This is a genomic window from Desertihabitans aurantiacus, from assembly GCF_003344635.1.
GTDB classification, from domain to species: Bacteria; Actinomycetota; Actinomycetes; order Propionibacteriales; family Propionibacteriaceae; genus Desertihabitans; species Desertihabitans aurantiacus.
Window position 1 is genome coordinate 1 of record NZ_QPKK01000106.1, and the last position, 12,548, is coordinate 12,548.

The following is a 12,548-nucleotide window of genomic DNA, read 5'->3' on the forward strand; positions in this document are numbered from 1 at the left end:
CGCCCCGGCGTCAGCGACCGACGGGGCTGAGCCCGAGCTGCAGACCCTGCAGCGGACGCGAGCGGGGGGCCAGCCGGTCGGCCAGCGCGAGCAGCTGGGCGGCCGCGCCCCGCGGGTCCGGGTCGGCCTCGGCCACCACGGGGGAGCCCTCGTCGCCGCCGACCCGCAGCCTCGGGTCGAGCGGCACCCGCGCCAGCACCGGCACGTCGTAGCCGACCCGGGTGGTCAGCGCGGAGGCGACCTCCTCACCGCCGCCGGTGCCGAAGACGTCGGTGGTGTGGCTCTGACCGCAGTGCGGGCAGTCCAGCACCAGCCCGGACATGTTCTCGACCACGCCGACCACCCGCTGGTTCATCATCGAGGCCATCGTCCCGGCCCGCTCGGCCACCTCGGCGGCGGCCTGCTGCGGGGTGGTCACCACCAGCACCTCGGCGTTGGGCAGCTTCTGGCCCAGCGAGATGGCCACGTCGCCGGTGCCGGGCGGCAGGTCGATGAGCAGGTGGTCGAGATCACCCCAGTAGACGTCGGCCAGCATCTGCTGGATGGCCCGGTCGAGGATCGGCCCGCGCCAGGCCACCACCTGGTCGCGCCGCGGCTTGAGCATGCCGATCGACATCACCTTCAGGCCCATGGTCGGGACCGGCAGGATCATCTCCTCCACCGAGGTGGGGCGGGAGTCGGCGACACCGAGCATGGCCGGCACCGAGTGGCCGTAGACGTCGGCGTCCAGCACCCCCACGCTGAGACCCCGGCGGGCCAGCGCCAGCGCCAGGTTCACCGTCACCGAGGACTTGCCGACGCCGCCCTTGCCGGAGGCGACCGCGATCACCCGGGTGAGGCTGTCGGGACGGGCGAAGGTGATCTCCCGGTCGGCCTGGCCGGCGGTGAGGAGCTGCTTGAGCGCGGCCCGCTGCTCCGCGCTCATCACGCCGAGCTCGACCTCCACCGCGGCGACCCCGGGGACGGCCCCGACGGCCTCGGTCACGTCGCGGGTCAGGGTGCCCTTGAGCGGGCAGCCGGCGATGGTCAGCAGCACCTCCACCCGCACCCGGGAGTCGGCGTCGATGTCGACGGCGGCGACCATCCCCAGCTCGGTGATGGGTCGCTTGATCTCGGGGTCCTGGACGGTCGCCAGGGCCCGGTCGATCGCGGGCAGCAGGGGGTGGTCGGGGGAGTTCGTCACACGCTCGGGCACCGAGCCAGGCTACCCGCCGGTGCTCCCCGTCCCGAATCCCTCGTCCGACTCCTCACCGGCGCGGACGGCGTCCTTCTTCCGCCCCTTCTTCCGGCTCCCCTTCGACCGCGGCTGGCCGCCCTCGGCGGATTCGGCGTCCTCGCCGTCGAGCTCGGCCAGCAGCGCCCGCAGCTCGTTGCGCACCTCGGCGCGGATGAACTCGCGGGTGGCCAGCTCACCGACGCTCATCCGCAGCCCGGCGATCTCGCGGGCCAGGAAGTCCATGTCGTCGCGGGACTGGGCGGCCTGGCGCCGGTCGTCCTCCAGGCTGATCCGGTCCCGGGCCTCCTGGCGGTTCTGCGCCAGCAGGATGAGCGGGGCGGCGTAGGAGGCCTGCAGCGAGAGCAGCAGGGTGAGGAAGATGAAGGGGAACGGGTCGGGTGCGGCCTCGCCGGCGGTGAGGTTGTACACCAGCCAGACGATGATGATCACCGTCATCCAGGCGAGGAAGCGCGCGGTCCCCATGTAGCGGGCAAAACCCTCGGCGAAGCGGCCGAAGGTGTCCTGGTCGACCCGGAACCGCGGCAGCAGGCTGCGCCGACGGCGTCCGGGGGTGTTCAGCCGGTCAGCCGAGCCGGTCCCTCTGGCCATCGGTGGCCCTCCCTCCCGCAGGTCCGGCCGGGGCGACCTCGTCGTCCACCGGCGTCATCCCGTCCATCTGGTCGCCGCGCCAGTCCTCGGGCAGCATGTGGTCCAGCACGTCGTCGACGGTGACGGCGCCGAGCAGGTGGTTGTCGGGGTCGACCACCGGCGCGCAGACCAGGTTGTAGGTCGCGAAGTAGCGGCTGACCTCGGCCAGCGTCGAGCTGGCCTTCAGCGGTTCGAGGTCGGAGTCGACCAGCGCCGAGACCAGCGTCGAGGGCGGCTCGCGCAGCAGCCGCTGGAAGTGCACCCCGCCGACGAAGGGCCCGGTCGGCGTCTCGTAGGGGCTGCGGCAGACGTAGACCATGCTCGCCAGCGCCGGCGTCAGGTCCTCCGCCCGCACCAGCGCCAGCGCCTCCGAGACGGTCGCGCCGGTGGCCACGATCACCGGCTCCGGCGTCATCAGACCGCCGGCGGTGGACTCCTCGTAGCTCAGCAGGCGGCGGACGTCCTCGGCGTCCTCGGTCTCCATCTCGCCCAGCAGCCGCTCGGCCAGGTCGGGGGCCAGCTCGCCGATCAGGTCGGCGGCGTCGTCGGCGTCCATCTCCTCCAGCACGTCGGCGGCGCGCTCGGTCTCGAGGGAGGAGATCAGCTCGACCTGCTCGTCCTCGGGCAGCTCGCCCAGCGCGTCGGCCAGCACCTCGTCCGACAGCGCGCGGACCACGTCGGCGCGGCGGGCGGGGGAGAGGTCGTGCAGCTCGCGGGCGATGTCGGCGGGCTTCATGTCCTCCATCCGCGCCACCAGCTGCTCGGTCTCCTGGCCGGTCTGCTGGACGCCCACCACCACGTCACGCCAGTCGACGATGGTGACGTGGCTGCGCCGGCGGAAGCGGCCGCCGGAGCGCTCCCGCACCGCCACCTCGGCCAGCTCCCACTCCCGGTTGCGCACCTCGCGCATGGAGACGTCGTAGACCACCTGCGGCCCGGGGTGCCCGCGCCGGCGCACCGGCTGGTCCACCAGGTCGTCGACCACCAGCGTCTCGGCGTCGCGGCGGGAGAAGCGGCGGGTGTTGACCACGCCGGAGATGACCACCTGCACCGCGTCCACCGAGTGCACCCGCAGCATCGGCACGAAGATCCGCTGCCGGGCGAACAGCTCGACCACCAGCCCCCGCACCCGCGGCGCCTGGACGCCCGGACGGAACCCCACCACGACGTCGCGCAGCTTGCCGATCTGGTCACCGTCGGTGTCCACGACCGGCAGCCCGCGGATCCGCGAGATGAAGACGGAGGAGCCACTCACGTCCAGGACACTATCTCGCCCCACGCTGCCGGCAGAGCGGTCGGCTAGATTGATCGCATGTCGCTGAACCAGCCGTCGATGGGCTCGCTCTTCAAGCTCAAGTTCCCCCAGTCGGTGCGGATCTACGACGACTACGCGCAGGCCCAGAAGGCGGTCGACTTCCTCGCCGACCAGAAGTTCGCGGTGGAGAACCTGGCCATCGTCGGCACCGACCTCAAGTCGGTCGAGCGGGTCACCGGGCGCCGCACCTGGGGCTCGGTGATCCTCCGCGGCGTCACCGCCGGCATCTCGGTGGGTCTGCTGTTCGGGCTGCTGTTCATGCTGTTCGTCCCGTCGCCGAACGCGCTGGTGGTGGTGCTGGTTGCGGTGCTGCTCGGCATCGTGCTCAACGTGATCATGCAGGCGGTCGCCTACGGCCTCAGCGGCGGGCGCCGCGACTTCGAGTCGCTCAGTCAGACCATCGCCACCCGCTACGAGCTGATGAGTGAGCACAAGGTGGCCCAGCAGGCCCGCGAGCTGCTCGACACCATGCCGGGCGAGCGCGCCCGGGCCTTCGAGTGAGCGGCGCCACGCCGCGCGCGCTGGCGGTGATGGGCCGCCGCGCCTGGGAGATGCAGTTCGACGACGCCCGGGTGGCCCGGCTGCGCTCGCTGGCCGCGGTGCCGGCCGAGCCGTGGGTGCCCGACCTCGACAGCGCCGACGCCGCCGACCTGGCCGCCACCGAGGTGCTGCTGACCGGCTGGGGTGCACCGGTGCTGGACGCCGCCGCGCTGGAGCGGATGCCGCGGCTGCGGGCGGTGCTGCACTGTGCGGGCAGCGTCCGCGGGTTCGTCACCGACGCGCTGTGGGAGCGCGGCGTCGAGGTGTCGACCAGCGCCGACCTCAACGCCGAGCCGGTGGCCGAGTTCACCCTGGCCGCGATCATCATGGCGGGCAAGAAGGCGCCGTTCCTGGCCGCCGACGCCCGCACCTCCCGCACCGACTGGTCCTACCGGCACGCCCGCGGTCGGCTGAGCAACTCCGGGCTCACCATCGGGCTGGTCGGGTTCTCCCGGGTCGGACGCCGGGTGGCCGCCCTGCTGCGCCAGCTGCACGACCCGACGGTGCTCGTCTCCGACCCCTACGCCGACCCCGACGAGGTGCGCGCGGCCGGCGCCAGCCTGGTCGACCTGGCCGAGGTGCTGCCGCGGCTGGACGTGCTGTCGATCCACGCCCCCGACCTGCCCAGCACCAGGCACATGATCGGGGCCGAGCAGCTGGCCGCGCTGCCCGACCACGCGACCGTCATCAACACCGCCCGCGGGGCGCTGGTCGACACCGCCGCCCTGGAGGCCGAGTGCGTCAGCGGCCGGCTGCACGCGGTGCTCGACGTCACCGACCCCGAGCCGCTGCCGGCGGACTCCCCGCTGTACGACCTGCCCAACGTGATGCTCACCCCGCACGTGGCCGGCTCGCTGGACACCGAGGCGCGCCGGATGACCGACGGGGCGCTGCAGGAGCTCCAGCGGCTGGCCCGCGGTGAGCCGCTGGCCCGTCCGGTGCGGCGCGACGAGCTCGACCGCAGCGCCTGAGACGTCGGCGGCCCTACAGCCAGCGCTTGCGTTTGAAGTAGGCCGCCAGCGCGAGCACCGAGCCGACCATCAGGGCCAGCGCCATCGGGTAGCCGTAGCGCCAGCCCAGCTCGGGCATGAAGGTGAAGTTCATCCCGTAGACGCCGGCGATCAGGGTGGGCACGGCGACCATCGCCACCCAGGCCGACAGCCGGCGCATGTCCTGGTTGTCCACCGTGCTGGCCCGGGCCTGGGCGAACTGCAGGATCGAGGTGAGCACCTCGTCGAAGCTGAGGATGGACTCCTTGGCCTGCGCGTGGTGGTCGGCCAGCTCGCGGAAGTAGGCCCGCGACTCCGGCGGCAGCGCCAGCTCCTCCCGGGTGGCCAGGGCCTGCAGGGCCGCGCCGAGGGGCACCACCGCCCGCTTGAACTCGATCAGCTCGCGCTTGAGCCGGTAGGTGCGGTTGGCGTCGTCGTGGCTGTCGGGGGAGAAGACCGCCTCCTCCACCTCGTCCACGTCCTCCTCGATGGCGGCGACGACGTCGAGGTAGGTGTCGATGACGAGGTCGAGGACGCCGTAGAGCACCGAGGTGGGGCCGTGCTGCAGCAGACCCGGGTCGGTGTTGACCCGGCGCCGCAGGTCGCCGAGGTGGCCGTGGCCGCCCTTGCGCACCGTCATCACGAAGTGCTGGCCGCAGAAGACCATGATCTGGCCGGTGTTGACCAGCTCGGAGCTGGCGGTCATGTCGCCCTCGTGGTCGACGTACCTCACCGTGGAGGCGACGACGAAGACGGTGTCGCCGAACTGCTCCACCTTGGAGCGGGTGTGGCCCTCGACGGCGTCCTCGATCGCCAGCGGGTGCAGGTCGAACTGCTCGGCGAAGGTCTGCATGTCGGCGTCGCTCGGATCGTGCAGCCCGAGCCAGACGAATCCGTGCCCCTGCTGGGCCTGCGCCGTCGCCTCGGCCAGGTCCGCGCAGTCCTGCAGCCGGCCGTCGACGTACCAGCCCCAGGCGACCACGCGGTCGAGGGTGTGTCCCGGCCCGGTCGCCGGGGCCGCGGCGGGCTGCCGGACCCGCGGCGTCCGGGCCGGGGAGCTCACCGCCCCCGCTCCAGCAGCGGCGCCATCCAGGTCTCGACCTCGTCGGGGGTGCGGGGCAGCGAGGCGGAGAGGTTCTCGCAGCCGTCGGCGGTGATGAGGACGTCGTCCTCGATCCGCACCCCGATCCCACGGAGCTCCTCGGGCACCAGCAGGTCGGTGCTCTTGAAGTACAGCCCGGGCTCGACGGTGATGACCATGCCCTCGGCCAGGGTGCCCTCGCGGTAGTGCTCGGTGCGGGCCTGGGCGCAGTCGTGCACGTCGATGCCGAGGTGGTGGGAGGTGCCGTGCACCATCCAGCGGCGGTGCTGACCGCCGTCGGGCCCGAGGCTCTCCTCGGCGCTGACGGGCAGCAGACCCCACTCCTCGAGGTGGCGCGCGATGACCGCGATCGCCGCCTCGTGCACGCTCTTGAAGGTGACCCCGGGACGGGCGGCCGCCATCGCCGCCTCCTGCGCCTCCAGCACCGCCTCGTAGACCCGGCGCTGGGCGTCGGTGAAACGTCCCGAGACCGGCATGGTGCGGGTGATGTCGGCGGTGTAGAGGGTGTCGAGCTCGACGCCGGCGTCCAGCAGCAGCAGGTCGCCCTCGGCCAGCTCGCCGTCGTTGCGGATCCAGTGCAGGGTGTTGGCGTGGTCACCGGCCGCGGCGATGGTGTCGTAGCCGACCGCGTTGCCGGCGTGGCGGGCGTGCAGGGCGAACACACCCTCCACCCAGCGCTCGCCGCGGCCGCGGCGGACCGCCTCGGGCAGCGCGGCCACCACCGCCTCGAAGCCCTCGGCGGTGACGGCGCAGGCGGTGCGCATCTGCTCGACCTCGAAGGCGTCCTTGACCAGCCGCAGCTCGCTCAGCGCGACCGTCAGCTCGGCGTCGCGCTCCTGGTCGGTCTCGGTCTGCTCGGTCTGGTCCTGCTGCTGGCCGGCCCGCTCGCGGATGGCGTCGACCTGCGCGGCGAGCGCCGGGTCGGCGTCGCGGAGGATGCGCACGCGGACGCTGTCGGCCTCCTTGGCCAGCGCCTCGGCGAGCTCGCTGACCGGCACGCAGCGCAACCCGGTGAGCTGCTCCATCTCCTCCAGCGACTCCCGCTGCCCGACCCACATCTCGCCGTACCGGGCGTCGGCGTAGAACTGCTCGGCCTCCCGCGGCGCGCGCGGCATGAAGTACAGCACCGCCTCGTGGCCGCCATCGGGTGCCGGCTCGAGCACCAGGACGGCGTCCGGTTCGCGGTCGGTGCCCAGACCGGTGAGGTGGGCGAAGGCCGAGTGCGGCCGGTAGCGGTAGTCGGTGTCGTTGGAGCGCACCTTGAGCCCGCCGGCCGGCACCACCAGCCGCTCCCCGGGGAAGAGCCGAGACAGCGCGGCGCGCCGGTCCTCGGCGGCCACCGAGGCGGGCAGCCGGTCCTTCGGGGTGGCGTCGTAGGGGGCCCACCCGGTGGGGATGAACGCCTTGAACGCCTCGGAGAAGGGGGTCTGGCGGTTGGGCAGCTTCGGTTGCTTCTCGCTCACTCCCGGCATTCTGCCACCGCCGGCGCCCCCTAGAGTGGGCGCGTGCGCGTCTCCACCGACCACCTGCAGGACCGGCTGGCCGGCTGGACCGCCCCGCGGCTCGCGGAGCTGCTGGGGCTGCGTCCCGACGACGCCGCCGACACCGCCGCGCTGGTCGAGCAGGTGCTCAGCGACCCGGCCGCCCGTGACGTCGTCGCCGAGCACGCGGAGGCCCTGGCCGGGGTGGTCGGCGACTTCACCGAGAGCCGCGGGTCGGTCTTCGGCGACGACCCCGCCCGCCTCGACGTGACCCGTCCCGACGGCACGACCGTGCAGGCCGGGCTGGCGCTGGTGGCCCTGCTGGCCGCCACCGGAGAGGTCCGGGCCTTCCACCAGCGGCACGGGATCGGCGAGGAGCAGACCTGGCGCACGCTGTCCGACCTGGGCCAGCAGGTGTGGGTGCACCGGCGCACCTTCGGCGGCTTCGGGCTGCACACCCAGGAGTGGCTGACCTGGGCCTGGTCCGGCGCGCTGCACTGGCTCGGACGGCTCCAGTTCAACCTGCGCCAGCGCACCGACGAGGCGGGCACCGTCCAGCCCGGCCGGTGGGTGCTGTCGGTGCACATCCCCGAGAGCGGACCGCTCGGCCCGGACGTCGTGGACGACTCCTTCGCCCGCGCCCGCGACTTCTTCGCCCGCCACCACCCCGACCACCCGGCGGAGGAGCTGCACTGCTCCTCCTGGCTGCTCGACCCGGCCCTGGCCGAGGGCCTGCCCGGCTCCAACATGGCCACCTTCCAGCAGCGCTGGACGCCGACCGGGCGCAGCTGGCCCGGCGACGGCGACGCGCTGTTCTTCACCTTCCGCCGCCGCGGCGACGTCGACCTCGACAGCCTTCCCCAGCAGACCAGCCTGCAGCGGCTGGTGGTGCAGCGGATCCGCGACGGTCGCGGCTGGCGCAGCGTCGAGGGCCACACCGACCTACCCGACCCGGGCCTGCCCGAGCCGACCCCGGAGGCATGATGACCGAGCTCTACCTGGTGCGGCACGGGCAGACGGAGTGGAGCCGCGACGGCCGGCACACCTCCACCACCGACCTGGCGCTGACCGACGTCGGCCGGCAGGAGGCCGAGGCGGTCCGGCCGCGGCTGGCCGGGCTCGACTTCGGGCTGGTGCTGTCCAGCCCGCGGGAGCGCGCCACCGAGACCGCCCGGCTGGCCGGGTTCGACGAGGTCGAGCTGACCGAGGACCTGGTCGAGTGGGACTACGGCGACTACGAGGGCCTGACCAGCGCGACCATCCGCGAGGACGTCCCGGGCTGGACGGTGTGGACCCACCCCTCGCCCGGTGGGGAGACCGCGGAGCAGATCACGGTGCGGCTCGGCCGGGTGATCGAGCGGGTGCGCAGCAGCGGGGTGGAGCGGGCGATCTGCTTCGGCCACGGCCACGCCTCCCGCGCGCTGGCCCTGCTCTGGCTGGAGCTGCCGCTGGAGCGTGGGGACTCCTTCCCGCTCGAGACCGGCACCGTCTCGGTGCTCGGCGAGCACAAGGGCCTGCCGGCGCTGCGCAGCTGGAACGCCTGAGGCCGGCCCGACCGCACTAGGCTGACCGACCGTGCGAGGACGGGAACGGCGGATGGTGTTCTGCGCGACGGTGCCGCAGCGGCTGGAGCTGCTGGCCACGGCGGGCACCCTGGAGGAGCTGGGCGGGCGGACGGCCACCGGCGCACTGGCCCGCGGCCACGGGCTGGCGGCCGATGCCACCGAGGAGCTGGACTACCTCGCCCAGGAGCTGGCCTCGCTGGACAGCCTGCTCGAGGGTGCCGCCCAGCGGGTCGTGCTGGCCGTCGATGCCGACGCCGACGCGGTCGAGGTGGTCGACGAGCGCAGTGGGCTGGTCCGGCTGCGCCCCTTCGACTGGGAGCGGGTGACCGCGGTCTTCGTCGACGAGGCCGAGGCCCGGCCGGCGGTCGAGCGGGCCCGGTCGGTGCTGGCCGACGACCCGCTCCGGCTGGCCGAGCCGCAGCGCCCCGAGCAGGTGGCCGAGCTGCTCGCCGAGCACCCGCTGCTGTGGTACCTGCCCACCGAGCGGGAGGCGGTCTCGGCGGTCCTGGCCGGCTGACCTCCCGCACCCCGCCGCCGCGCCGCAGACAGCGGGGGTGGCGGGTGCCAGACTGAGCCCATGCCACGTTCGATCTGGAAGGGCGCGATCTCCTTCGGGCTGATCAGCATCCCGGTCAAGCTGTACGGCGCGACCGAGCAGAAGGACATCTCCTTCCGCCAGGTCCACCCCGAGGACGGGGGCCGGATCCGGTACAAGCGCGTCTGCGACGTCTGCGGCAAGGAGATCCCCTACGCCGAGATCGCCAAGGGCTACGAGACCCCCGACGGGCGGCTGGCGGTGCTGGAGAAGGAGGACTTCGACCAGCTGCCGCTGCGCACCACCAAGGCCGTCGACGTGGTCCAGTTCGTCGAGGCCGAGGAGGTCGACCCGACCTACATCGACCGCACCTACTTCCTCGAGGCCGACGGCCCGGGCGCCAAGCCCTACGTGCTGCTGCGCGACGCCCTGGTGCAGAGCGGGCGGGTCGCCATCGTCAAGGTGGCGCTGCGCTCGCGGGAGACCCTGGCGATGATCCGGGCCAAGGACGACCTGCTGCTCATGCACACCATCCTGTGGCCCGACGAGCTGCGCAGCGGGGAGTTCGCTGCGCCGTCGGAGGACATCTCGGTCAGCGACGCCGAGATCACCATGGCCGGCTCGTTCATCGACGCCCTCTCCGGCCCGTTCGAGCCCGAGCAGTACTCCGACGCCTACCGCGAGGCGCTGGAGACGCTGGTGGAGTCCAAGCTCAGCGGCCAGGCCATCCCGACCGAGGAGGCCGACGCCGGCGGGGAGGCCGAGGTGGTCGACCTGGTGGCCGCGCTGCGGGCCTCGGTGGAGGCGGCTCGCAAGCGGCGAGAGGGCGGCGGGGGATCCGCCGGCGACGGCGCCGCCGCTGCCGAGGCCAGCACCGGCTCCTCCGGCGGGCGGAGCAGCGGGAGCCGGACGAGCACCCGGAAGACCGCCGCCTCCGACGGCGGCACCGGGAAGAAGACCACCCCGGCGAAGAAGACCGCGGCCAAGACCACCACGGCCAAGACCACCACGGCCAAGAAGACGGCGGCCGGGAAGACCACCCGGACCGCGGCGAAGAAGACCAGCACCCGCAAGAGCACGACGGCGGCCAAGAAGGCCAGCTGAGCTAGGGTCGCGGCCATGGATGCGCGCACCACCGTCCCCCCGGCTGTGAACGAGCCCGTCCGGGGGTACGCGCCGGGGTCGCCGGAGCGGGCCAGCCTGGTGCGCCGGCTGGAGGAGCTGGTCTCGGCCGGCCCGGTGGAGCTGACCGCCGCGATCGGGTCGGAGCGACGCCTCGGCGGTGGCGAGGCGTTCGAGGTGACGATGCCCTCCGACCACCACCACGTGCTCGGCCGGGCCCGCCACAGCGACCAGACCGACGCCCGCGACGCCGTCCGCGCCGCCACTGCCGCCGCGCCGGCGTGGGCGCGCACCAGCCTGGACGAGCGCGCCGCGATCTTCCTGCGTGCGGCCGAGCTGCTGGCCGGGCCGTGGCGCGACACCCTCAACGCCGCCACCATGCTGGGTCAGGGCAAGACGGTGCAGCAGGCCGAGATCGACTCCGCCTGCGAGCTGGTCGACTTCCTCCGCTTCAACGTCGCCTTCGCCGAGCGGATCCACGCCGAGCAGCCGGTGTCCTCACCCGGGGTGTGGAACCGGGTCGACTACCGCCCGCTGGACGGCTTCGTCTACGCCGTCACCCCGTTCAACTTCACCGCCATCGCCGGCAACCTGCCCACCGCGCCGGCGCTGATGGGCAACACCGTGATCTGGAAGCCCAGCCCCACCCAGCAGCTGGCCGCCTCCTTCACCATGGAGCTGCTCACCGCCGCCGGGCTGCCGGACGGGGTGATCACCATGCTCCCCGGCGACGGCCTGGCCGTCTCGGAGGTGGTGCTGGCCGAGCCGTCGCTGGCCGGGCTGCACTTCACCGGCTCGGTGCCCACCTTCCAGCACCTGTGGCGCACCATCGGGGAGAACATCGCCGGCTACGCGAGCTACCCCCGGGTCGTCGGCGAGACCGGCGGCAAGGACTTCGTGGTGGTGCACCCCAGCGCCGACGTCGACGTGGCCCGCACCGCGCTGGTCCGGGGCGCCTTCGAGTACTCGGGGCAGAAGTGCTCGGCGGCCTCGCGGGCCTTCGTCGCCCGCAGCGTCTGGCAGCGGATGCGCGACGACCTCCTCACCCAGACCGAGGAGCTGACCGTCGGCGACGTCCGCGACCTCAGCCGGTTCACCTCCGCGGTCATCGACCAGCGCTCCTTCACCCGGCTGGACGAGGCGCTGCGGCGGGCGCACGCCAACCCGGCGGTCGACGTGCTGGCCGGCGGAACCACCGACGACAGCACCGGCTGGTACGTCCGGCCCACCGTGGTGCAGTCCGACGACCCCACCCAGGAGGTCTTCACCACCGAGTACTTCGGGCCGCTGCTCGCGGTGCACGTCTACGACGACGGCGACTTCGAGCAGGTGCTGCACACCGTCGACACCGGCACCCCGTACGGGCTGACCGGCGCGGTCATCGCCGAGGACCGGGACGCGGTGCGGATCGCCAGCGAGCGGCTGCGGCACGCCGCCGGCAACTTCTACGTCAACGACAAGCCCACCGGTGCGGTGGTCGGCCAGCAGCCCTTCGGCGGCTCGCGGGCGTCCGGCACCAACGACAAGGCCGGCTCGATGTGGAACCTCATCCGCTGGGTCAGCCCGCGGGTGGTCAAGGAGACGCTGGTGCCGCCGACCACGGTGGAGTACCCGCACATGGCACCGGAGACGGCGGACGCGGTCGACCCGGGGGAGGCCGAATGAGCCGGGAGGCCGGTGTCGGCCGGCTGGTCACCTCCGACGAGGCGGTGGCCGCCGAGCTGGCGGCGACGCTGACCGCGGCCGGCTACGCCGCCGACGCCGGCCAGGAGCCGACCGCCGACGGGCGCGGCTGGCACCAGGTGGTGCAGACCGACGCACCGGTGGACCTGCTGCGCGAGCTCGCCGCAGAGGAGGGGGTCGCGCTCGAGGTCGCCGACCCGATGTCGGGCGTCAGCGCCCCGGTCCCGACGCAGGACCGGGACGCCGACGGGGTCTGAGCCGGGTCAGCCGCGGGCCAGCCAGCGGCGGCCGACCTCCTCGTGGGTCTGCACCGCGGCCAGCACGGCCGGCGCCGCCGACTGCTCGAGCTTGC

The 12,548-nt window shown here is 73.4% G+C and carries 12 protein-coding genes and 1 pseudogene; 8 read left to right on the forward strand and 5 right to left on the reverse strand.

Features of this window, described 5'->3' with window-relative positions; all coding sequences use genetic code 11:
* Positions 1-10 precede the first annotated feature (10 nt).
* The 3 genes and pseudogenes from DVA66_RS10270 to DVA66_RS10280 all read right to left on the reverse strand — a co-directional run bounded on the left by DVA66_RS10270 (position 11) and on the right by DVA66_RS10280 (position 3,119).
* Entirely contained in the window at positions 11-1,195 is a 1,185-nt protein-coding gene (locus tag DVA66_RS10270) for an Mrp/NBP35 family ATP-binding protein (protein ID WP_198671645.1), read from the reverse strand.
* 132 nt (positions 1,196-1,327) lie between these two features.
* A pseudogene (locus DVA66_RS10275) lies at positions 1,328-1,825 on the reverse strand (DUF1003 domain-containing protein); the annotation flags it as partial.
* A complete protein-coding gene (locus DVA66_RS10280) occupies positions 1,800-3,119 on the reverse strand; it encodes a magnesium transporter MgtE N-terminal domain-containing protein (RefSeq protein WP_114560004.1) in 1,320 nt (439 codons plus the stop codon). The gene DVA66_RS10280 and the pseudogene DVA66_RS10275, both read right to left, overlap by 26 nt.
* Positions 3,120-3,176: 57 nt before the next feature.
* Here DVA66_RS10280 and DVA66_RS10285 point away from each other — a divergent pair, with 57 nt between their 5' ends.
* Positions 3,177-3,680: a general stress protein gene (locus tag DVA66_RS10285; RefSeq protein ID WP_114560005.1), complete on the forward strand. Its 504-nt coding sequence runs from the start codon at positions 3,177-3,179 to the stop codon at positions 3,678-3,680.
* Positions 3,677-4,690: a hydroxyacid dehydrogenase gene (locus DVA66_RS10290; protein WP_232821882.1), complete on the forward strand. Its 1,014-nt coding sequence runs from the start codon at positions 3,677-3,679 to the stop codon at positions 4,688-4,690. The genes DVA66_RS10285 and DVA66_RS10290 overlap by 4 nt, the downstream gene beginning before the upstream one ends.
* 13 nt (positions 4,691-4,703) lie before the next feature.
* On the opposite strand, the gene corA is transcribed toward DVA66_RS10290, so the two are convergent.
* A complete protein-coding gene (gene corA, locus DVA66_RS10295; RefSeq protein ID WP_198671646.1) occupies positions 4,704-5,771 on the reverse strand; it encodes a magnesium/cobalt transporter CorA in 1,068 nt (355 codons plus the stop codon).
* A complete protein-coding gene (locus tag DVA66_RS10300) occupies positions 5,768-7,273 on the reverse strand; it encodes an aminopeptidase P family protein (RefSeq protein WP_114560006.1) in 1,506 nt (501 codons plus the stop codon). The genes corA and DVA66_RS10300 overlap by 4 nt, the downstream gene beginning before the upstream one ends.
* Before the next feature lie 42 nt (positions 7,274-7,315).
* On the opposite strand from DVA66_RS10300, the gene DVA66_RS10305 reads away from it, so the two are divergent.
* Genes DVA66_RS10305 through DVA66_RS10330 form a run of 6 tightly spaced genes read left to right on the forward strand, consistent with a single transcriptional unit; the run spans position 7,316 to position 12,453 of the window.
* Complete coding sequence (locus tag DVA66_RS10305) at positions 7,316-8,275, forward strand: acyltransferase domain-containing protein (RefSeq protein WP_114560007.1); 960 nt, start codon at positions 7,316-7,318, stop codon at positions 8,273-8,275.
* A complete protein-coding gene (locus DVA66_RS10310; protein ID WP_114560008.1) occupies positions 8,275-8,835 on the forward strand; it encodes a histidine phosphatase family protein in 561 nt (186 codons plus the stop codon). Before DVA66_RS10305 ends, DVA66_RS10310 begins: the two co-directional genes overlap by 1 nt.
* 31 nt (positions 8,836-8,866) lie before the next feature.
* Complete coding sequence (locus DVA66_RS10315) at positions 8,867-9,373, forward strand: DUF6912 family protein (RefSeq protein WP_157973943.1); 507 nt, start codon at positions 8,867-8,869, stop codon at positions 9,371-9,373.
* A 60-nt stretch (positions 9,374-9,433) separates the two neighbouring features.
* A complete protein-coding gene (gene ku / locus DVA66_RS10320; RefSeq protein ID WP_114560010.1) occupies positions 9,434-10,495 on the forward strand; it encodes a non-homologous end joining protein Ku in 1,062 nt (353 codons plus the stop codon).
* A 15-nt stretch (positions 10,496-10,510) separates the two neighbouring features.
* The gene (gene pruA / locus DVA66_RS10325) at positions 10,511-12,178 is read left to right on the forward strand and encodes an L-glutamate gamma-semialdehyde dehydrogenase (RefSeq protein WP_114560011.1); all 1,668 of its coding nucleotides are present in this window, start codon (positions 10,511-10,513) and stop codon (positions 12,176-12,178) included.
* A complete protein-coding gene (locus DVA66_RS10330) occupies positions 12,175-12,453 on the forward strand; it encodes a hypothetical protein (RefSeq protein ID WP_114560012.1) in 279 nt (92 codons plus the stop codon). Before pruA ends, DVA66_RS10330 begins: the two co-directional genes overlap by 4 nt.
* Positions 12,454-12,548 lie beyond the last annotated feature (95 nt).